The sequence below is a fragment of the Acinetobacter sp. V89_4 genome (genome assembly GCF_029967875.1).
GTDB classification, from domain to species: Bacteria; Pseudomonadota; Gammaproteobacteria; order Pseudomonadales; family Moraxellaceae; genus Acinetobacter; species Acinetobacter oleivorans.
In genome coordinates, this window is sequence record NZ_JASCAI010000017.1 from 145,285 (window position 1) to 166,194 (window position 20,910).

At 39.8% G+C, this 20,910-nt stretch carries 19 protein-coding genes; 2 read left to right on the plus strand and 17 right to left on the minus strand.

The genetic code is table 11. The annotated features are described in order from the left end of the window. Positions 1 to 321: 321 nt before the first annotated feature. The 8 genes from QLG01_RS06170 to QLG01_RS06205 form a co-directional block, all read right to left on the minus strand. Entirely contained in the window at positions 322 to 1,200 is an 879-nt protein-coding gene (locus tag QLG01_RS06170; protein ID WP_282496031.1) for a hypothetical protein, read from the minus strand. A 16-nt stretch (positions 1,201 to 1,216) separates the two neighbouring features. After that, complete coding sequence (aroB, locus tag QLG01_RS06175; RefSeq protein WP_282496032.1) at positions 1,217 to 2,299, minus strand: 3-dehydroquinate synthase; 1,083 nt, start codon at positions 2,297 to 2,299, stop codon at positions 1,217 to 1,219. 28 nt (positions 2,300 to 2,327) lie between these two features. Continuing rightward, positions 2,328 to 2,897, minus strand: coding sequence for a shikimate kinase AroK (gene aroK / locus QLG01_RS06180; protein ID WP_004789808.1), 570 nt, complete (start codon positions 2,895 to 2,897; stop codon positions 2,328 to 2,330). 11 nt (positions 2,898 to 2,908) lie between these two features. Continuing rightward, the gene (locus tag QLG01_RS06185) at positions 2,909 to 5,074 is read right to left on the minus strand and encodes a type IV pilus secretin PilQ family protein (RefSeq protein ID WP_282496033.1); all 2,166 of its coding nucleotides are present in this window, start codon (positions 5,072 to 5,074) and stop codon (positions 2,909 to 2,911) included. A gap of 63 nt (positions 5,075 to 5,137) precedes the next feature. Beyond that, positions 5,138 to 5,665, minus strand: coding sequence for a pilus assembly protein PilP (locus tag QLG01_RS06190; RefSeq protein WP_005300971.1), 528 nt, complete (start codon positions 5,663 to 5,665; stop codon positions 5,138 to 5,140). A 10-nt stretch (positions 5,666 to 5,675) separates the two neighbouring features. After that, a complete protein-coding gene (pilO, locus tag QLG01_RS06195) occupies positions 5,676 to 6,425 on the minus strand; it encodes a type 4a pilus biogenesis protein PilO (RefSeq protein WP_005300968.1) in 750 nt (249 codons plus the stop codon). After that, positions 6,422 to 7,063: a PilN domain-containing protein gene (locus QLG01_RS06200; protein WP_005300964.1), complete on the minus strand. Its 642-nt coding sequence runs from the start codon at positions 7,061 to 7,063 to the stop codon at positions 6,422 to 6,424. The genes pilO and QLG01_RS06200 overlap by 4 nt, the downstream gene beginning before the upstream one ends. Next, a complete protein-coding gene (locus tag QLG01_RS06205; RefSeq protein ID WP_005300961.1) occupies positions 7,063 to 8,121 on the minus strand; it encodes a pilus assembly protein PilM in 1,059 nt (352 codons plus the stop codon). Before QLG01_RS06205 ends, QLG01_RS06200 begins: the two co-directional genes overlap by 1 nt. Positions 8,122 to 8,282: 161 nt before the next feature. Here QLG01_RS06205 and ponA point away from each other — a divergent pair, with 161 nt between their 5' ends. Continuing rightward, entirely contained in the window at positions 8,283 to 10,844 is a 2,562-nt protein-coding gene (gene ponA, locus QLG01_RS06210) for a penicillin-binding protein PBP1a (RefSeq protein ID WP_282496034.1), read from the plus strand. Positions 10,845 to 10,941: 97 nt separating this feature from the next. Here ponA and QLG01_RS06215 read toward each other — a convergent pair whose 3' ends face one another. From QLG01_RS06215 to QLG01_RS06255, 9 genes are all read right to left on the minus strand, one after another. Continuing rightward, the gene (locus QLG01_RS06215; RefSeq protein ID WP_282496035.1) at positions 10,942 to 11,763 is read right to left on the minus strand and encodes a putative RNA methyltransferase; all 822 of its coding nucleotides are present in this window, start codon (positions 11,761 to 11,763) and stop codon (positions 10,942 to 10,944) included. A 2-nt stretch (positions 11,764 to 11,765) separates the two neighbouring features. Beyond that, on the minus strand, positions 11,766 to 12,098 hold the full coding sequence (locus tag QLG01_RS06220) for a hypothetical protein (protein ID WP_192454579.1): 333 nt from the start codon (positions 12,096 to 12,098) through the stop codon (positions 11,766 to 11,768). 59 nt (positions 12,099 to 12,157) lie between these two features. Continuing rightward, positions 12,158 to 13,276, minus strand: coding sequence for a phospho-N-acetylmuramoyl-pentapeptide-transferase (gene mraY, locus QLG01_RS06225; protein WP_004789827.1), 1,119 nt, complete (start codon positions 13,274 to 13,276; stop codon positions 12,158 to 12,160). Beyond that, positions 13,277 to 14,677 carry a UDP-N-acetylmuramoyl-tripeptide--D-alanyl-D-alanine ligase gene (murF, locus tag QLG01_RS06230; protein WP_282496036.1) on the minus strand — a complete coding sequence of 467 codons (1,401 nt, stop codon included), beginning with the start codon at positions 14,675 to 14,677 and terminating at the stop codon, positions 13,277 to 13,279. An 8-nt stretch (positions 14,678 to 14,685) separates the two neighbouring features. Further along, on the minus strand, positions 14,686 to 16,185 hold the full coding sequence (locus tag QLG01_RS06235) for a UDP-N-acetylmuramoyl-L-alanyl-D-glutamate--2,6-diaminopimelate ligase (protein WP_282496037.1): 1,500 nt from the start codon (positions 16,183 to 16,185) through the stop codon (positions 14,686 to 14,688). Between the two features lie 3 nt (positions 16,186 to 16,188). Beyond that, on the minus strand, positions 16,189 to 18,021 hold the full coding sequence (gene ftsI, locus QLG01_RS06240) for a penicillin-binding protein PBP3 (RefSeq protein ID WP_005300944.1): 1,833 nt from the start codon (positions 18,019 to 18,021) through the stop codon (positions 16,189 to 16,191). Positions 18,022 to 18,032: 11 nt separating this feature from the next. Then, positions 18,033 to 18,365 (minus strand): cell division protein FtsL, encoded by a 333-nt coding sequence (gene ftsL, locus QLG01_RS06245; RefSeq protein ID WP_004789835.1) that lies wholly within the window; start codon positions 18,363 to 18,365, stop codon positions 18,033 to 18,035. Then, complete coding sequence (gene rsmH / locus QLG01_RS06250; RefSeq protein WP_005300940.1) at positions 18,365 to 19,288, minus strand: 16S rRNA (cytosine(1402)-N(4))-methyltransferase RsmH; 924 nt, start codon at positions 19,286 to 19,288, stop codon at positions 18,365 to 18,367. The genes ftsL and rsmH overlap by 1 nt, the downstream gene beginning before the upstream one ends. Positions 19,289 to 19,546: 258 nt before the next feature. Further along, a complete protein-coding gene (locus QLG01_RS06255) occupies positions 19,547 to 20,152 on the minus strand; it encodes an NAD(P)H-dependent oxidoreductase (RefSeq protein ID WP_282496038.1) in 606 nt (201 codons plus the stop codon). A gap of 121 nt (positions 20,153 to 20,273) precedes the next feature. On the opposite strand from QLG01_RS06255, the gene QLG01_RS06260 reads away from it, so the two are divergent. Next, on the plus strand, positions 20,274 to 20,873 hold the full coding sequence (locus QLG01_RS06260; RefSeq protein ID WP_192834134.1) for a TetR/AcrR family transcriptional regulator: 600 nt from the start codon (positions 20,274 to 20,276) through the stop codon (positions 20,871 to 20,873). Positions 20,874 to 20,910: the final 37 nt, after the last annotated feature.

Here is a 20,910-nt window from a genome sequence, read left to right on the forward strand (position 1 = left end):
TCCATTTTTACGTACACTGGTTTTTGCTAGAAAAATGTTTTGACTTATTTCGCACTCTTTTAAAGCAGCTCGACCCCACGACTCTGCATAGACTTCACTCTTTAGAGCGCCAAAATAGTTAGCAGTACATTAATAAGCACAAGAATAAAGCAAAAACTATGCCAATATAATTTTTTGAGCTTAAGTATTTATATTTATTAAAAATAGATCAGTTTTATTCAGGCTATCATTTTAATAAATGACCAAATATGCACCACACTTGATCAAAAATTATATATCTATTTTGTTATTGCACTATATTTGTGCACATTATTCTTATCTTTAGTTGCCTCTTGTGCCCTCATTTGTTGCATTTTTAGGAGTAGCTTCAATTTCACGATTTTGCTGAGTCTTTTTAGAAGCATCTGCAGAATTCGACTGGTGTACATCCACAACATTTCCTTCAGCATCTCGGCGAATAATGGTTGTTCGAGTTGTAGAGTTCGTTGCTGGAGCAGCCACTTTAGGCTGCGTACTTATCGCACCGTTTACACCTGCACCCATGAGCAAAGACTCATCAATTTTAGGCAATGCAGCTGGACGTAAACGCACTTCATAAGTTTGGCTAATGCCACCTTTCATTTCATCTGCGCCCAAGTCATTAACTAGTGGCACATAAGTAGAAAATTGTTGTGGTTGTGGCTTAACTGATTCAGGCAAATCAAGATTCAGTTGCGTTAACTGATGAATTGCATCCTCAGAACGCTTAAATACACCATATGTCAAAACATATTGTTCAGATTGCTTCTCTCCACTTAATCGGAAGTAGATAAATTTATTTCGGTCTGAACGATTCTTTAAAAAGTTTTTAATAATATCTTCATCAGATGCACGGAATAGCTCAAGCGTCCACTGTTTCTTGTTTTCGTTAATAAATTTTGTACCGCGAAACTCTGCTTCATGCTGACCAGAAGCAACCGTACGAGTCGTTAAATCAAGAGGCCTAACTTCATCAGCTAAAGCCCCTAAGTTAGCCGTTGTTGCTACTTTTTCTGGCTGAATTTGCACAGGTGCTTCTGAATCGGCAGCTTTTTCAACTTCTACAAGCTTCTTGCTATCCGTCATTACCCAGAAAAGAAAAGCCAGAAACAAGCAGACGATACCACCCACCAACCAGATATATTGTTGAACATTCTGCCAAAGTGTACGTGATACAGTCATGTGTTACCTTAATTTATTATCCGTGTTGATTTGCCAAAATAGCTTGTTTCATGAATTCAACATCAAAGTCTTTAGTAATTACCGCTTGTCCAAGTTGCTTTAACAACACTAAACGTAATTGACCATTGAGGACTTTTTTATCATGTGCCATATATCCAAGGAATTCATCCAATGGAATTTTTGGACATGATATCGGCAAATTAGCGCGTTGAATAATTTTTTTTGTACGCTCTACATCATCACTTGAAATCCAGCCTAAACGTTGTGATAAATCAGCTGCCATAACCATGCCAGTAGCTACTGCTTCGCCATGCAACCAAGTTCCATAACCCAGATAAGATTCAATAGCATGACCAAACGTATGACCTAAGTTGAGTAAGGCTCTTTCGCCTTGCTCTTTTTCATCGTTTGCAACAATACGGGCTTTATGAGCGCATGAACGATAAACAGCTTCTGCCAAAAGGACAGCATCTCGCCCAATCAACCCATTCATATTTTGCTCTAACCAAACAAGAAAATCAGCGTCACCTAACAAGGCATATTTAATGACTTCTGATAATCCAGCAGACAATTCTCGATCTGGTAAGGTGTTGAGTTGAGCCATATCAGCCAAAACAACTTGAGGTTGCTGAAATGCGCCAAGCATGTTTTTACCCAGTGGGTGATTAATACCAGTTTTACCACCCACACTTGAATCTACTTGTGAAAGAAGCGTAGTTGGAACCTGAACAAAATAAACACCGCGCTGAAAACACGCCGATGCAAAGCCAGCCATATCACCAATAACACCACCGCCCAAAGCTAAAACCGTACAATCTCGGTTAAAACCAGCTTCAAGAAGTGCATCAAAAATTAAATTTAAATGCTGAATATCTTTATATTTTTCACCATCGGGCAAAATACATGTAGCTACAGTTTTACCCAAACTTTGTAATGCTTCTTGATAGTGAGATAAATATAAAGGTGCGACCGTTTCGTTACTCACAATCATGACCTGTTGACCATGAATATAAGGTTCAAGCAACTGTTTAGGATCAAGTTGACTGCCAATAAAAATAGGATAACGGCGTTCGCCTAATTCAACATGTAAAGTTTGCATGAGTTTATTAAACCACGAGTAAGTTTGGCTATTTTAGCGTGTTAGACAAAATAAGTTGCAGAATCTTTTGAGCAAGATCGCGTGCAGCACCCTGATTAGTTTCAATCGTGTAATGAGCAACTTCACGATATAAAGGATCACGTATTTTTAACAAATCTCGCAATTTTTGTTCAGGGTTTTCAACTTGTAATAGAGGTCTGTTTTTATCGCGATAAGTTCGTTGTAATTGTAATTCCACAGGAGTGTAAAGATAAACCACTATACCACGCTGCTTAAGAAACTCACGATTGGGTGCTTGAGTAATCGCACCACCGCCTGTTGCTAAAACCAAAGCCTTACGGGAAGTTAACTCATTCAACACTATGGTTTCACGAGCACGAAATCCGAATTCCCCTTCTTTTTCAAAAATCCAAGGAATAGTAGCCCCTGTTTTGCGTTCAATTTCATGATCACTATCTAAAAATTCACGCCCTAATATTTCGGCTAAATGACGTCCAACGGTTGTTTTTCCTGCCCCCATGGGCCCCACCAAATAAATATTTGGCAGGGTTTCAAACGCTTTGCTTGGCAAGGCGCCACCTATTTCAATTGCTTTCATTAAAAAATATATTAATGATTTCTCACCAAAGTGTCATTAACAATTCGTGGCGTAACGAAAATCAGTAATTCTTGTTTATCATCAGATTTCACATCTTTTCTGAATAAATGCCCAAGTACGGGAATATCACCAAAGAAAGGAACCTTGGTTTGTGAGTTAATTGTAGTCTGCTCAAACACCCCCCCTAAAATGACTGTTTCACCGTTATTAACCAGCACATTGGTGTTAATCTGATTTTTATTTAAAATTAACTCACCATTAGGAGCAGCGCCAGCAACAGAATCTTTCGAAATATCTAATTTCATTTGGATCTTACCGTCAGGTGTAATACTTGGTGTCACGTTTAAGCTTAACAGCGCATCTTTAAATGAGGTTGTGGCAGTTGAGCCTGCAGCAGAGTTCGTTGTAGATTGATAAGGGACCTGCTGACCTGTTGCAACTTTTGCAGGTTGTTTATCTGCAGTCATCACTTTAGGCGTAGAAATAACCTCACCATAGCCATCGGCTTGTAAAGCTGAAAGTTCAAGATCAAGCATAAAATCAGACATACTAATTAAACCAAAGGCAATACTTCCAGCCGGATTGGTTACCCCTAAATCGACATTTAAGTTATCTGGACGTTCAATCGTGTATTTATATCCTCCCGTAGTCTCATCTTTTTTGGGTTCTCGTAAATTCCATAAAGTTGTTTCACTACCACCAACCAGCAAGTTATTATTATTGGTAATTCCTTGAGATAGGATCCCCCACTTAACGCCAAGCTCTTTGGTAAAAGAAGTAGATGCTCTAACAATACGTGCCTCAACCATGACCTGCTTAACTTGTACATCCAGTAAATCAATCATTTTACGAATTTGATCAATCGACTGAGCTGTATCATTAATAATTAAAGTATTGGTGCGATCATCTTGAGTAATTGTTCCACGTGGACTCAATAAACTTCCTACGTTATTTCCTAAACTATCAACACCCGTATTTAAGTTAGTTGAAGTTGAAGTACCTCCACCTGAAGTATGCTGCAAACCATTGCCATTATTTGAACCTTGAGTAATTAAACCCATAATATCATGTGCTTGTGCATATTTAAGTTGAATATACTCAGTTTGCAAGGGAGCCAGTTTGACACTCTGTGCGACAGCTTTTGCTTCTTCTTCTTCAGCCTTAATCAATTCTGCAACAGGCGCAATCCAAATAACGTTACCATTTCTGCGTTTATCCAGATTTTTAGTCTTTAAAATAATATCAAGTGCCTGATCCCACGGAACATCTTTCAAGCGCAAAGTAATATTACCCTGAACACTATCGGCGGCTACCATATTAATGCCAGTAAAATCGGCAAGTAATTGTAAAACACGACGGACTTCAATATCTTGGAAATCAAGAGAAAGCTTATTACCAGAGTAATTAGGTGTCTTATATAAAGAAGTTACGTTTTTATCCTGAGGACGCTTTAAGCTAATGGTGAGTTTATTTTCCGCTTGATAAGCCATATATTCATAGCTACCAGTAGATTGGATCGTAATAACACCATTGCCTTTTTCGTTATAAGATTCAATGGTAGAAACAGGAGTTGCAAAATCGTTCACATTTAAACGTTTAGCCAAATGGGTAGGAATTTTAGAGCCCAGAGTTCTCACTACGACTTTGCTACCTTGTTGCTGAACATCAACAGGGGTATTACTTCCCAATAAATCAATAACAATTAATCCTTCACCTTGACCACCGCGCTGAAAGCCAATATTTGAGACACCTTGCGGCTGTACTGTAGTAGTTGGTAAAGGCTTAATAGCTGCTTGAGCTGAATTAATCTTTAGAATAAAAGTATTGCCTTCAATGCGCGTTGTAAACGCACCTGCCTCTTTTAAATTTACAGTTAAACGTGAGCGCTGATCATCAGAACTTACATCAACTGAGCTTGCTTCATTTGTACCAATTGCCACTTTTGACTGTGTTAAAGTCTGCTGAGCTTTATTAAAATCCAAAATCAAACGTGAAGGATTTTCAAGTTGATATGCCTGTGGTTGTGGTGGCAAACCATTAAACATAACTCGAATTTCTGTACCCTGACCTGCAATTTGCGTTGGTACAATATTAGTCATGCTGACCTGTGCAGAGGCAACCTGCATAAGTGCAATGGCTACAGCCCCCATAGAAAACTGACGGAATACGTGATTCATTGTCTGACCATCCCCAATTAAATAATCTTTAAAAATACTTTTTCTTTGTTATTCCCTAAATTTTTAGGGTGCGGGTCCAATTAACACTAAGGTTCTTGGTCTCTCCACATAGCCTTCGCGCCCATCAGGGACAATCTCTACCAGATCAATCTGGGTTGGACCAATATGAGTAATACGCCCTTGGTTCATCCCGATATAGTTCCCCACCTGTACCCGTTCAATTTGCTGATCGGGTGATTGGATAAGAGCCAATACTTGCCCACGGTTATTACGTATGCTTCCTTTCATGTTTAAGGATTCTAATGCATAACTTTCTAGAGGCTGAGGTGCACGTGAGAAATTCGGATATACCTGTTTTCCTGCCATAATTTTGAGCTCAGCAGCAAGTGAGCTTGGTAAAAATGGACTCTTTAGCTGATGAGCCGCATAGTTAAATTGTGGCACAGGCGTGAAAACAGGTGCTGGATCTATCGGTTGTGGTGGCTGATTACGTATATTTGCCATTTGCTGATTTACAGCATCGATTCTAGAATCACATCCAACTAAAACCAAACATGCCAAAATAGAAAAAGAAATTTGTTTAAGTTTCATTGTAATGCTCCTATTTCGACTGTGTATTAGCAGTAGAGGAAACAGGTGCTACTGAAGCCGAAACGTTGTTTTCCGGATTTTCAGCATTTTCTACGGCGCCCATATAGCGATAAGTTTTTGCTTTAATAGAATAATTAAGTACAGGAATATCTGACTTACTATCTTTAACAGGTGCAGCTTCTACAACAAAGTCATGCATCGTCACAATACGTGGTAATGCCGCAATACTACTAACAAAAGCACCAAAAGCGTGATAATCGCCAGTTGCTTCCATCGTAATAGGCTGTTCAATAAAGATTTCCTGCTTCACTTCATCTTCTAAACGAATATTTTTAAACTTCAGACCAGAGCTCACACCAGTTAAGTTAATGTCCTCAACCAAGCTTGGAATCTCGGTTTCTTTTGGGAGTTGCTCTAACTGCTGATTAAAGTTTGCTTGCATCTCTTGAAGTTGAAGTTGATATTGCTGCAAGTTACGTAATTTTGAATCCTTTTCGTGAAACTCATTCAACAAATTACTTTCTTGTGCCTGCGCATTATCAATTGCTTGAAGCTTTGGCTGAATAACAACAAAGTATCCTAAAGCCAACACAGCAAAGAAAATAAAAATCCAGCACGTAATTTTCACAGATAATGGCCAGCTACCGTAACTGTTCATATCTAGTGTGTTAAATTGCTGAAGAAATTTTTCTAAAGTGATCTGCTTTTTCTTAGATGGAGCTTGTTCTAACGACAACTCATGAAGTTCATCCGGACTCATTTAACCGCCCCCTTATCCGCACTTACAGACGTATTCGCGGTATCATCTGTTGTAGTCCCCCCCATTTCTCCTAAATCAACAGTCACAACAAAACTGCCATAACTATCTTCTACTCTAGGAAGCAGTGAACTCGCCGTCTTATCTTTTTTCTCTTCGGTCGCCAAGAAAGAGTTCATAAAAGCATTGCGATACCATGGTGATGCTTCGAGATTACGTAATAACTCCGCGACCGTATTTGGACTTTCTGCTTTACCTTCAATGGTAAATTTATCTCCAGTTCTGCTAAATTTAGTCAAATACATCGCTGCCGGAGTCACCCGTACCAATTCATCCACCAAACGCACAACAACAGGACGTTGACTTTGCAACCCCTGAATAAGTTTCATACGTTCGATAATGGCATCACGCTGTTCTTGCAAGCCATTTAAGGTTTTAAGCTGTTGATCTAGACTCTGGTTTGTACTAGTAATGAGTTGATTAGCTTGTTCTTGATCATCTAATTTTTGATTTAAATAAAACCACCCAGAAGATACAGTGGTAATCCCCAGCACAACGACCCCAAAACAGAAAATAATAAATTGTTTTTTGCGCTGTTCCCTAAGCCCATCACGCCAAGGAAGTAAATTAATTGTTGCCATTAATCAAAACTCCTTAAAGCCAAACCACATGCCACCATTAATGATGAAGCATCATTTTCAAGTTTTTGAATATCGACTTGAGGAGAAAAACCCATTTGTAAAAACGGATTGGCAATGGTTACACGGTAACCAAGTTTTTGCTGCAACAATTTGGCAAGCCCAGGAATGTTGGCATTCCCACCCGCTAGTAAAATATGGTCTATTTCATTGAACTGTGATGAAGAAAAGAAAAATTGTAGAGATCTGGCTGCTTGCTGCACAACGGCATCTAAAAATGGCTCTAAAACTTCGATGTCATAGTCATCTGGTAAAGAGCGTTCTTTTTTAGCTCGTCCCGCTTCTTCCAATGACAAACCATAACGGCTCTGAATTTCCAGAGTAAGCTGCTTGCCGCCGAAGACTTGTTCACGGGTATAAATGATTTTGCCACTTTGCATAACCGATAATGTAGTCATGGTATGGCCGATATCTAAAATACCAATGGTATTGGCACCCATGGGTAAACTATCAGCGAATACACTAAAAGCACGCTCGACAGCATAACTTTCGACATCAGCAAGCTTAGGCGTTAGATCCACCAGCTCCAGCACTTCTACTCGTGTTTCAACATTTTCTGTTCTTGTTGCAACTAGAAGTACATTTACACGGTTTGGATTAGGCAGTCGATCCGGTAGAACCTCAAAATCAAGACTCACTTCATCCAAAGGGAACGGTATATACTGCTCCGCATCTAAACGAATCTGAACTTCTCGTTCATCATCATTCATATCTGCATCCATTTCGATGGTTTTATGAATAACCGTCGATGTTGGAACAGCAATTGCAGCGTTACTGGTTTGGGGATTTGCTAAATTCATCGCCCGTTCCAAAGCTTCTGCAACTGCCTCTGGATTCAAGATATTTTTTTCAACTACACTGTTCTCGGGTAAAGGCATCAAAGCATAGCTTTCCACCCAATATTTACCGTTCTTAACAGAGAGCTCTAACAACTTAACAGAAGTCGAACTAATATCGACACCCATTAACCCCTTATTCGGTTTACGATATAACCTGAGCACACTATTGTCCTATTATTTTTTTATCCCCAAAAAAAATTACAAACCAATAATCTAGGTCTTTATTTTTACACGGATACAATATCTCATCTAACAATCCGCATGTCTAAAGGCTATACTGACCACAATTAGTTTGTATTCGATCTTATTAAAGCTTACTTATCATGAAAAAGCTATCCAGTTTGGGCTTCGTGCGTCCAATTTTTTTGATCATTATTATTATCTTAGTCTCACTTCCGATGGGCTTTTATGGCATGTATCTCTATATCGCCCCATCGCTCCCTGAAATGAGTTCACTAAAAAAAGCTCCGCTTTTAAAACCGCTACAGGTCTATACCTCAGATAATCAACTGATTGCCGAGTATGGTGGTAAGCTTTCTATTCCAGTTGAATACAAACAAATTCCTCCTGCTTTTATTCATGCATTTTTAGCAGCAGAAGATTCTTCTTTCTTTGAACATAGTGGGATCAGTTTTAAAGGTTTAGGGCGTGCTTTAAGTGAAAGTGTAACTGGTTCTGATGTGCAAACCGGTGGTTCAACTATTACCATGCAGGTTGCAAAGAACTATTATTTAAGTCCAGAAAGAACCTTAAAACGTAAAATAACCGAGATCTTTTTAGCTCGAAAAATTGAGCAAAACTTATCTAAAGAAGAAATTCTCAGTCTGTATGTGAATAAAATCTTCTTAGGAAAAAATGCCTACGGTATCGCAGCAGCAGCCAAAATTTATTACAACAAAAGTATTAATGAGCTTAGTATTGCTCAAATGGCAATGATTGCAGGTTTGCCAAAAGCACCTTCTAAATATAATCCTGTAGTTAATCCTGAACGTGCACTTGAACGTCGTAACTGGATTTTAGGCCGTATGTTACAGCTGGGTTATATCTCTCAAGGAGAATATCAAAAAGCTGTAGCTGAACCGATCAACTTAAACATGCCCAATCGGGATTTAAATAATATTCACCCGTATGCAGGCGAAATGGTTCGTTCAGAGCTTGTAAAGCATTTTGGTGAACAAGCAATTGATTCTGGCTATAAAGTCTATACAACCATCAATGCTAAACGCCAAGCGATTGCAGAGAAATCTGTACAAGATGGTCTTGAAGCTTACGACCGTCGTCATGGCTGGCGTGGTGCGGAAGCACACGATAAACCATTAAATGAATTTAGAGCATATGCCAATACCTACCCGGCACAAGTTACCAAGATAAATAGCAGCTCTTTTGACGCACTCATGCAAGATGGCACGACTGTTACTGTACAGTGGTCAGGTATGTCATGGGCTCGCCCCTATCGCAATGCGAATAGTGTAGGTGGTGCTCCTTCACGTGCATCTCAAATTGTTCAAGTTAAAGATATTGTTCGCTTACGTCCAAATGATGCAAAAACGGCATGGTCTTTAGTTCAGGTTCCAAAAGTTCAAGGTCAACTTATTGCGATTAACCCGAATGATGGTTCAATTGAAGCAATTGTAGGTGGTTATAACTTCTATCAATCGAAATTTAACCGTGCCTTACAAGGCTGGCGCCAACCTGGTTCAACGATCAAACCGTTTGTCTATGCATTAGCACTTGAACGCGGTATGACGCCATACAGCATGGTGAATGATAGTCCTATCACAATTGGTAAGTGGACACCGAGAAACTCAGACGGTCGTTATTTAGGAATGATTCCATTACGTCGTGCTTTGTATTTGTCTCGTAATACCGTGTCAGTACGCCTTTTACAAACTGTGGGAATTGAACGTACTCGCCAGTTATTCATGGATTTTGGTTTACAAGAAGATCAAATTCCACGTAACTACACCATTGCTCTAGGTACACCTCAAGTATTACCAATTCAAATGGCAACTGGATATGCAACTTTTGCAAATGGTGGTTATCGCGTTCAACCACACTTTATTCAGCGTATTGAAGATGCATACGGCAAAGTGATTTATCAAGCTAAGCCAGAATATGCATGTATTCCATGTATTAACGCGCCTGACACAACTGATGACGAGCAGAAAGCTACGACAACAGATGATGAAGTGATTGAGGTTACTAACAAAGACGTAGAGCAGAAAGAAAAAGCAGCTAAGCAACTTAATCTTAAACAAACTGATAAAGCGAATAGTGAATATCGCCAAGCTCAACGTATTTTAAAATCAAGCTCTGCTTACGATATGGCGAATATTTTACGTGATGTAATTGAGCATGGTACAGGCCGTGCTGCACTTAAAATTGGCCGTAGTGATTTAGGTGGTAAAACAGGTACAACCAACGATGCAAAAGATGCATGGTTTGCAGGCTTTAACGGCAAGTTAGTGACTGTAACGTGGGTTGGATTTGACCAACCGACAACATTAGGTCGACGTGAGTATGGTGGTATTGCTGCATTACCGATCTGGATTAACTTTATGGGTCAAGCATTGCAAGGTACGCCAGCATCTTGGGTTCGTTTAGATAAAGATGCTCAAGGTCCTATTTCACGTGACAAACAACAAACTGTTACTGAAGTAGGCGATAAGAAAACTTATCGTGCAGCTCCACCATTAGCACGCCCGCTATATCGCCCAGCACCGCCACAACCAAAACTAAGCAATGACAATGACTTTTCCGATTTACCAGGTGAGGAAATTGTTATTCCATCAAAAGCGGCACCTCCTGCTATGAAGCCTTCACAGGGAGCAGCGCCGAAGCGTGAGAAAGATGAACTAGAAAATCTGATTAATCAGATTGAATAGCAAAAAAGAAGCCATCATCAGATGGCTTTTTTTTGCGCTCTTAAAAATAAATCATCAGATGGCTTCTTTTTTTACACTTTTAAAAATAGACTGTTAGCTAGCTGTTTTTATTACGTTTCTGAAAGACATAAATTTGAAAAGATGCCGTTACCTCTAATTGCGACTGCTGCTCTAACTGCAAACGACGCTCAGGAGACGCTTTATATGCATACGGCGTCATAGCAATCAGATTTTTTAAAGCCTGTTGGTCAAGCACAAAAGGGGCATTAATAATTTGCTCTTGTTTGAGCTCAAACAAATCTTGCAACTGCTCCACAAACTTCTCTGGTGTATGAGGGTTAACCTGTTCAAATAAAGCTTCACGCATTGCATATAAATGCTCAGATGCAGGAGTGACAACAATTAAATACCCATCATCTTTTAAAACTCGAGCAATTTCTACTTGTGGAATTGGGCTAAACAAACTGGTACATGCATCCATGCTTTGATCAAGCACAGGCAAAGTCGCACCCGTTCCCACAACCCAAGTCACCTCAGTATTAAGCTTTGCTGCACGCTGTACCGCATTTTTTGCAATATCAACACCAACACATTGCTCAACCACTTGCTGCATAGCACTGGTGTAGTAACCTTCACCACACCCAATATCAAGTACGGTTTTTACACCTAATTGTTTTAATAAAGCGACTACAGCATGTTGTAAAGGCTGATAATAACCACCTTGTAAAAAAGCTCTTCGTGCATCGACTGACTCTGGTGTATCTCCAGGGTTCTTACTATGTTTATGCTGCACAACATGTAAGTTCACATAACCTTGTTTAGCGACATCATAACTATGCCCTTGTCCACATCGCCAAGTTTTTTCATTTAAATCGAGAGACTGACGACACACAGGACACATTAAAATTTGCTTAGTCACTTTTAATTATTCTCTTGTTCTTTATGTTGTAAATAAGTCTTTGCATGCATTCCCACAAATGTACGCCCTGCATTTGTTCCCTTAATCCATTCATCTACCTGAAATAAATCAAATAGACCCACTTTGACTAAAGTTGGAATAGCAATCTTTAATTCTTCCTCAATCTGGCCTCTTTGGCCTGCATTATATAATTCAATATTATGCAGCATTGTAGCGACAGTTCCTGTTTGCACCTGACTTCCATCTTTAAGCACAACTTGAGGTAATACTTCGCCCTCTCCAACTACTTTCTGATTAATTACAGATAATTGGTCTAGACCAGCAACTTTTGTCATTCATCTCTCCAATAAAAAAAGCCAGTAGAACTGGCTTTATATTGACACTAAAATAAGATCTATCGCAATTTTAAAGTCATTAGACCTAAAACTACTAATATAATTGTAATAATCCAAAAACGAATCACAACTTGGGTTTCTTTCCAGCCCTGCTTTTCATAGTGATGATGTAGCGGCGCCATTAAGAACACACGTTTATTACGCATCCGCAGCGATCCAATTTGCAAGAAGACAGATACAGCCTCCATTACAAATACACCACCCATAATCGCAAATACGATTTCTTGGCGCACCATAACAGCAATTGTTCCAAGCATCGCGCCTAAAGCTAAAGCACCAACATCACCCATAAAGATTTGAGCAGGGTGTGCGTTATACCAAAGAAATGCTAAACCCGCACCAATCATGGCAGAACAGATTACAACAAGCTCAGATGTATATTTCACATATGGAATATGCAAATAGTTAGCAAAACGAATATCACCTGACAAGTAAGCAAATACGCCTAAGCCCGTAGCTACCATTACAACAGGCATGATTGCCAAACCATCTAAACCATCAGTTAAGTTAACGGCGTTAGAGGCACCATTAATAACCAGATAGGTAAATACAATAAATGCCAAGCCTAAAGGAACCATAGAGAGTGGAATTGAAAGATTCTTAAAGAATGGAATCAATAAATCCAGCATGTTTGCAGTATGTTCAGCATTCGACTGTTGGGTTGCAATTAAATATAAAGCAATACCGGCCCCAAGCGATGCAACAGAAGTCCAGAAAAACTTCTTACGGGCAGGTAAACCAGCATTGTCTTTATAGCGGATTTTAATCCAGTCATCTGCCCAGCCCACAGCACCGAACACAACCATTACACCAAGCACAATCCAAACATAAGGGTTAGATAAATCAGCCCAGAGTAAAGTACTAATACCAATTGAAAGCAGAATTAAAATCCCGCCCATGGTTGGTGTACCCATCTTTTTAGCATGATTTTCAGGAGCAAATGAACTTACTGCCTGACCGTATTTTAACGCTTGTAATTTACGAATCATGATCGGCCCGAGGACCAAACCAATGGTCAGTGAAGTTAATACACTGAGTAAAGAACGTAATGTTAAATAACGAACGACCTGAAACGAACTGTGATAGCCCGCAAGTTGTTCAAACAACCATAACAGCATTTAAAGTTTCTCCATCAAATCAGCCATCAACGTTTCCATATGAGTAAAGCGAGAACCTTTAAACAGGAAACTCATGGACTGTGGTTGATGTGTTTGGATTAGATTGATTAGAAATGGAAGCGCCTCAGCTTGTGACTGAAATGCTTTCACTTTATTGGAATGAGAGTGTGCACCCTCGAGAGCGGCTGGAGCAAACTGCCCAACTGCAATAATATGATCTAAATGAAGCTCAGCAAGATCACGACCTAAATCGTGGTGTTCTTGCCAACTGCTATCACCTAACTCACCAATATCCCCCATGACCATCACTTTTATGCCTTGTTGCTGCAACAACACTTGTGCAGCAGCGCGCATAGAAGTCGGATTGGCATTATAGGTATCATCAATAAATAAGTAAGGTGACTTTTGAATAAAGTTAAGACGACCTTTAGCTCCCTGAGCTTGCTCCAAGCCTTGGACAATATCTTCTAGTCCAATACCAATTGCTAAAGCAAAGGCTACAGCTGCGGTCGCATTCTGAACATTATGCTCACCTGCAAAAGGGAGTTTAACGGCACTGACGCCTTGCGGCGTATGTAGCGTAAAATTTGTTGATTGAGGTAATAATTCAATATCTGTTGCATAAACATCGCCACCTACACCAAATGTAGAAATACGATGCGCTTTTGCTGCCTCAAGAATCTCAGCACTGAAATCATCTTGTTTCGGTACGATTGCAACGCCATTTGGTAAAATATGACGATAAATTTCCGATTTAGCTCGGCAAATACCTTCACGCCCACCAAATTCGCCCAGATGAGCTGTACCAATATTTAAAATGCCTGCAACATGAGGCCGAACTAATTTAGAAGTGTAGTCAATTTCACCTTGATGGCTTGCACCCAACTCCATCACCGCATATTGATGTTCCTTACGAAGCTCTAGCAACATCATGGGTACACCAAGGTCATTATTTAAATTACCACGTGTGATTAATGTCGGAGCTAAGCGCGATAATATACTTCCCAACATTTCTTTAGTTGTGGTTTTACCGCTACTGCCTGTTAAAGCAATCACTTTTAATTGTGTATTTTGCTCACGGCGATAAGCGCCGAGTTGCCCCAAAGCCAAGCGAGTATCGGCAACAACTAACTGTGCAATTTCTACATCTAAAGGACGTTCAACAATCGCGATTTGACAACCATTCGCAGCAACCTGAGTTACAAAGTCGTGTGCATCAAAACGCTCACCTTTAAGTGCTAAAAAGGCATCCCCAGTTTCTGCATGACGAGAGTCCGTCAAAATACGTTTAATTTCAGTTTGAGGGATCTGGTCTTTATGCCAATAGCCCTGCGTTGCCTGTTGTAATTGTTGAGCTGTCCACGGTTCCAAAGGCACGGTACTGGTGGTTGAAGTATGCATAAATAATCCTATTGTGCAGGGTAAGCAGCGTCTACAGTATGGTGTTGCGCAGCAATTGCTGATTGTACTTCGACAACATCATCAAACCAGTGGCGCACACCATTAATTTCTTGATAATTTTCATGACCTTTACCAGCAATAACCACAATATCACCAGCTTGAGCTTGCTGTGCAACAAATTTAATTGCTTCACGGCGATCATGAATTTCCTGCATACGATGCCCAGAGAAATCAATTCCTTGCTTCATATCAGCAAAAATTTGTTCAGGGTCTTCAGTTCTTGGATTATCCGAAGTCAGAATAATCGGATTCGCTCCATCCAAAGCTGCTTGAGTCATGAGTGGACGTTTACCGCGGTCACGATCTCCACCACACCCAAATACGGCCCAAAGCTGATTAGATACATGACGTTTTAAAGTTTTAAGCACCTGAATTAAAGCATCAGGTGTGTGTGCATAATCCACAACAAATAAACGTTCGCCATCACGAATGACCTGCATTCGCCCCGGCGCACCAATGAGTTTGGGAACAAAAGCGACTAAAGCGTCTAAATCAAAACCTGCTTGCTCAGCAGCAATAAGCGCTGCAATCAGGTTTTCAACATTGAAATGCCCCAATAATGGACTTTGAACAGCAAAAGAACCTTGTGAGCTGACTAAATTAAAAGTCGCCCCTGCCAAAGAGTAACTTAAGTCACTAATATAATAATCAGCTTTATTTTGAGTAAGTGAATACGTCAGAATCTTTGGCTGAGCAGGATTTTGTTTTGCTGCATTTATCATAAGAGCAGCATGTTCATCATCAAGATTAATAACAGCTACTTTTAAAGAATTAAAACGGAATAAGAGAGCCTTTGCTTCTGCATAGGCTTCTAAAGTGCCATGATAATCCAGATGGTCACGACTCAAATTACTATAAACAGCAATTTCAATCGCACAACCATTTAAACGGCCTTGCTCTAAACCATGTGAACTTGCTTCCAAAGAAGCGAAAGTTGCACCCTGTTTAGCATAATCATGCAATGCATTTTGTAGTTGTAAAGCATCGAGCGTAGTATGAGTTGATGGCGTCAGATCAGGCAAAATACCATTACCAGTTGTGCCCATCACCGCACAGCGCTGTTGTTGTGAACTAATTAATTCAGCAACTAAACGTGAAATTGTCGTTTTACCATTTGTGCCTGTTACTGCAACGATACGCGCTGGTGTAACAGGGTCAATATGTTGCAAATAACGCTCTTGCCATTCGCCCATGCGCTGACGTACATCAGGGCATACCCATTCATTTGCCACACCCAGCTCAGTCTCGCTAATGATCGCAAGTGCGCCATTGGCTAAAGCCGACTCTGCAAAAGCACGTGTTTTTTCCGGTTGGCTATAACTGGTCAAAGCAATAAAAATTTGGCCTGACTCAACCTTACGGCTGTCTAGACTAAAGCCATGAAAAGGCTGCTGAGACCACTGTGCATTAATCTCGACTGGATTAATTTCTTGAAAAGAAACAGACATAGCTTACCTGCGAATAGGATTTACTGAAGTATCAAGGGGCTTATCAAGCGGTACATTCATTAAACGTAATGATTCTTGCATAATGCGTGCAAAAACAGGGGCCGCAACCAAACCACCGTAATAGCGACCTTGTGGGTTTTCAACAACGACAATAACAGCTAAACGTGGGTCACTAATTGGCGCAACACCCGCAAATAAAGCACGGTATTCGTTATTTGAATAACCTTTACGGTCTGCACGAAGTTTATGAGCCGTACCTGTTTTACCACCAACACGATAACCCGGAATATTAGCTTGCTTTGCCGTACCACCAGGCATCGTAACCTGCTCTAGCATAAGCAAAACCTGATCAGCAATTTTTGGAGCAAGAACTTGCTCACCTTTAGGTGCTTGATCGAGCTTATGCAAACTTAGAGGCATTTTTACGCCATGATTTGCAAGCATTGCATAGCCTTGCGCCAACTGAAGAATAGTTGCGTTTAGGCCATAACCATAAGCCATAGTACCAATTTGAGAAGAGTTCAATTTACTCACTGGAAGCACTAAACCTGAACTTTCCCCCGGAAACTTCACAGCCGAGCGTTTACCAAAACCGGCACGATTAAAGAAGCTTGGTAGTGTTTCTTTTGGAAGTGACAATGCAATTTTTGCAGAACCCACGTTTGAAGATTTAATAATGACGCCACTAACAGTTAAAGCACCATAGTTATGGGTATCACGAATCGTATGCCAACCTAAACGCATTGAACCTGGAGAAGTATTTACAATCGTGTTAGGCGTATATTGCCCAGTTTCTAATGCAGAAGAAATTGTAAATGGCTTCATGGTTGAACCCGGTTCGAACATATCAATTGCACCGCGGTTACGCATGGCATCTTTATTAGACAAACCATTTTTATCATTCGGGTTATATGACGGCCAACTGGTCATTGCCAGAATTTCACCAGTCTTAACATCTACAGCAATTGCCGTTGCCGAACGGGCATTATTTGCAACACCAGCTGCGGTCAGCTCTCTATACATAATGTATTGCAAACGAGAGTCGATACTTAAAGTGATATTTTCGCCTGGTTCACCCTCACGGATAACCTCTGAAACCTTTAAGCGGTTTCCGCGCTTATCACGAATAATTTTTTGCTCACCATCCACACCTGACAGCTGTTTATTGAGCTGCATTTCCAAGCCTTCAATCCCTTGGCCTTCACTGTTGGTTAAACCAATAATCTGGGCATTTGGCTGTGGTTGAGGATAATAACGCTTATAGGTTTTCTCGGCATACACGCCTTGAAAGTTACCTTTCGTAATAAGGTCTGCCTGTTGCGGCGGTATTTCTTTTTTCAAAACCAGATAACGAGAACGCGGTCGTGCATTCATCTGCTTTTTAAGATCGGCACGGTCTAAACCAACGACATCCGCCAACTCATCAAGATTCAAGTTTTTATCGGGTAATTGTCGTTTTAATTTACGATTGTTCGGATCTTTCTTTAATTCCGCTGTAATTTGGTCATATAAATGCTTTGTATCGAAATAATCACGCGGATCCATTACGATTTTCATGATCGGTGTACTAATTGCCAAAGGCACACCATGGCGATCACTAATCACTCCACGCATAGCTTCCACACGCTCAGTACGCAAAATATTGGCATTGGCCTTGTTTTGTAAAAAATCCTTATTAATTACCTGTACATAAAATGCACGTGCAATTAAAACAACAAAACAGAGTAACACTACTGCCCAGAGCAGATAAAACCGCCACATATCAAAGGCAAGAGTTGGTTTTTCCGAAATAGACTGCTGTTTTTTCCGTGTTTGTTTTGTTCGCTTATCTACCATACAGCAAGGCCTTACTTATTTTGCTCTGAGGTCATTGGTAAAGAAATTACCACCGTTTCTGCAGCCGGTGGAGAAAACATCCGTAGCTGAGTTACAGCACGTGTACCAATCTGTGCCGTTGCACCAAAGGTTTGTTGCTCAATGAGCAAACGCCCCCATTCAGCATTGAGATCATCACGTTCACGCATATAAGAGCTAAGCTCTCTATAATCATGACGATATTCAAATACTTGAAATACCACCATCATGGCACTTATAAAAACAAGTGCCACCAAGACTGTATACACCACAACTTTTTTCACCACTTTGTTTTCTGTGGTTGCGATTTCATCACTGCTTTTCATTACGCGCCTTTTTCTTCCAAGCGTTCAGCAACCCGAAGCCATGCACTACGTGATCGAGGGTTCGCTTTTACTTCTTCTTCACTCGCACGAACCCGTGAAATTTTCTTTAATCTTCTTGTATCTACCCGCTGCTCTGGCATTCCCCAACCGAAATCTTCTGCTAACGTAGATTCTTTTTGAATAAACTGCTTAATCAGTCGGTCTTCAAGAGAATGGAAACTAATAACAGACAAACGTCCTTCCGGTTTGAGTAAGTCTACAGCTTGCGGCAAAAACACTTCAATATCTTCGAGCTCTTTATTAATAGCAATACGAATAGCCTGAAATGTACGTGTCGCTGGATGTTTATGTTTTTCCCATTTTGGATGGGCTGTTTTTACAAGCTCCGCCAATTGAGCAGTTGTATCTAGTTTTCCAGCATTTTTAATGGCTTTAGCAATACGTCGACTATAACGCTCTTCACCATATTGATAAATAATATTTGCTAATTGTTCTTCTTCAATTTCAAGTAACCACTCGGCCGCAGTTAAACCCTTAGAATTATCCATTCGCATATCTAACGGACCATCTTGCATGAAACTAAAACCACGTTCTGCCTGATCAAGTTGAGGAGATGACACTCCCAGATCAGCCATAATGCCATCAACACTCATCACGCCAATTTCCTGCATCTTCTCTTTGATATCAGCAAAACTCGCATGAATGATCGTAAATCTTGGATCTTCTTGTGCCAAAGCAGCAGCAACTTCCAGTGCTTGAGGGTCTTTATCAAATGCATACACTCGTGCATTTTCATCAAGTTTAGAGAGCAATAAACGTGTATGCCCACCTCTTCCGAAGGTTGCATCGATATACACCCCTGTTGTGCGATCTGCCAATAAGCTCTCAACGGTCTCAAAAAGTAAGACAGAAATATGCGACATAGGTGTTAAATCATTGCGTAAAAATGTAACTGCACATTATCACCTTGTTTATGACCAACGCCAAACGGCTTTTTGTAGGAAAATATTAATTTTTCATAGATAAAACCGTTTTGTTAGCACTTTTTAAGCAAAATAAGAAAGTAAGAATAATTTTCTAGAGTTAAATACGAATTAATAAAACTTTTTTATTAAATTCTTTATTTAAAAAATTCTCTTTTCCTTTACGCTTATTTTATTAAAAACTCCCGCAGATTTACCTTAGGACGAGATGAGTTGGCAATCTTTTTTGGCATATTTACCGATTTGATTTAACCATTTTTGCCTTTGGGCTAAACTTGCGCCCCGCACTGTTCCAACATAATTAACTTTGACTTTACTAACCCCACAAAATTGCAAAGTCGCTTTTTTTAGTTGTCGAGTACTTGGCTCACCATAATACCAACGATAAAACCAACCCGGCTGATCTAAAGTCGTAATCAGTCGTGCTGTTTTTGACTGTAAATGACCAATAACACGATTGCTGTTTTCTCGATAACTAAAGACAAGATTAGGTAAAAAGAGTCGGTCAATAAAACCTTTAGCGATAGCCGGAAGTCCTCCCCACCATACTGGAAAGAACCATACCAAATGATCCGCAGCCTGAATTTTTTCCAGCGCATTCATTAAATCAGGTTCCAATTCCATTCGTTTCTCATAACCATATTTTAAATTAGGTTCAAAACCCAACTTGGCAATTTCTATCAGATCTACATGAATACCTAATGTTTTTGCCTGCTCTACATAGTTGTGAGCTAATGCATAATTAAAACTAGTATCGGATGGATGACCATTGATAACTACAATACGTTTAGAGACTTGAGACATATAGCGCCTTTATTGTCGCACAGTCAAATATCAGTTGATATTTGAAATAAATGAGTAGCAAAAATATCTTATAGAAATTAAGATATCAAGTGATATCTCAATTATTATTTATCTGACTCTTATGACTCTTTCTCGCAATGAAAAACAGATACAAACTCGACAACATCTCATTGACGCTGGGTTTGCTCTCATTTCTGAATTTGGTTATAACGCGGTATCAATCAGGAATCTTTCTAAACAGGCAGGTTATACTCAAGGTGCCTTTTATTCGAATTTCAACAATAAAGAAGAGTTTTTACTTGAGCTAATGCAGCTTCAATTCGCTAAAGAAAATTTACAGCTACAAGAAATCTTTACCAATGCCCCTTCAAATACGGAGCAACTCATTGATTCATTACGTCAATGGCTGACCGCTTTTTTTACAAACGATGAATGGCTTAAAATATCAATAGAATTACAGCTATTTGCTGCACGTGATATTACCTTCGCCGAGGAGTATCAAAAGGTTTGGAAAACTCATCAACAAGAAGTAACGAAGATTATGAAGCAATTCTTTTCTTTAACGGAGATAACTGAACCTGATGACTATGATTCTATTGTTATAGAGCTCGTATCATTAAGTTATGGGCTAGCTTTACAATATATGATTTTCAAAGATGATATAGACCACTACATTAATATCTTTATCAATACCTTAGTAAAAAGATTAGGTAATTTTTAAATTAATCTAAAAAAATACAAAGAGCCGCTCAGTTATT

What these genes read in the sequence shown, in the direction of transcription:
- QLG01_RS06170 (WP_282496031.1), bottom strand. Translation starts at nt 1,200, where the DNA reads ATGACTGTATCACGTACACTTTGGCAGAATGTTCAACAATATATCTGG.
- ftsL (WP_004789835.1), bottom strand. Translation starts at nt 18,365, where the DNA reads ATGAAAAGCAGTGATGAAATCGCAACCACAGAAAACAAAGTGGTGAAA.
- aroK (WP_004789808.1), bottom strand. Translation starts at nt 2,897, where the DNA reads ATGAAAGCAATTGAAATAGGTGGCGCCTTGCCAAGCAAAGCGTTTGAA.
- QLG01_RS06235 (WP_282496037.1), bottom strand. Translation starts at nt 16,185, where the DNA reads ATGTCTGTTTCTTTTCAAGAAATTAATCCAGTCGAGATTAATGCACAG.
- mraY (WP_004789827.1), bottom strand. Translation starts at nt 13,276, where the DNA reads ATGCTGTTATGGTTGTTTGAACAACTTGCGGGCTATCACAGTTCGTTT.
- QLG01_RS06185 (WP_282496033.1), bottom strand. Translation starts at nt 5,074, where the DNA reads ATGAATCACGTATTCCGTCAGTTTTCTATGGGGGCTGTAGCCATTGCA.
- QLG01_RS06200 (WP_005300964.1), bottom strand. Translation starts at nt 7,063, where the DNA reads ATGGCAACAATTAATTTACTTCCTTGGCGTGATGGGCTTAGGGAACAG.
- aroB (WP_282496032.1), bottom strand. Translation starts at nt 2,299, where the DNA reads ATGCAAACTTTACATGTTGAATTAGGCGAACGCCGTTATCCTATTTTT.
- QLG01_RS06255 (WP_282496038.1), bottom strand. Translation starts at nt 20,152, where the DNA reads ATGTCTCAAGTCTCTAAACGTATTGTAGTTATCAATGGTCATCCATCC.
- ponA (WP_282496034.1), top strand. Translation starts at nt 8,283, where the DNA reads ATGAAAAAGCTATCCAGTTTGGGCTTCGTGCGTCCAATTTTTTTGATC.
- murF (WP_282496036.1), bottom strand. Translation starts at nt 14,677, where the DNA reads ATGCATACTTCAACCACCAGTACCGTGCCTTTGGAACCGTGGACAGCT.
- rsmH (WP_005300940.1), bottom strand. Translation starts at nt 19,288, where the DNA reads ATGTCGCATATTTCTGTCTTACTTTTTGAGACCGTTGAGAGCTTATTG.
- QLG01_RS06220 (WP_192454579.1), bottom strand. Translation starts at nt 12,098, where the DNA reads ATGACAAAAGTTGCTGGTCTAGACCAATTATCTGTAATTAATCAGAAA.
- ftsI (WP_005300944.1), bottom strand. Translation starts at nt 18,021, where the DNA reads ATGGTAGATAAGCGAACAAAACAAACACGGAAAAAACAGCAGTCTATT.
- QLG01_RS06260 (WP_192834134.1), top strand. Translation starts at nt 20,274, where the DNA reads ATGACTCTTTCTCGCAATGAAAAACAGATACAAACTCGACAACATCTC.
- pilO (WP_005300968.1), bottom strand. Translation starts at nt 6,425, where the DNA reads ATGAGTCCGGATGAACTTCATGAGTTGTCGTTAGAACAAGCTCCATCT.
- QLG01_RS06190 (WP_005300971.1), bottom strand. Translation starts at nt 5,665, where the DNA reads ATGAAACTTAAACAAATTTCTTTTTCTATTTTGGCATGTTTGGTTTTA.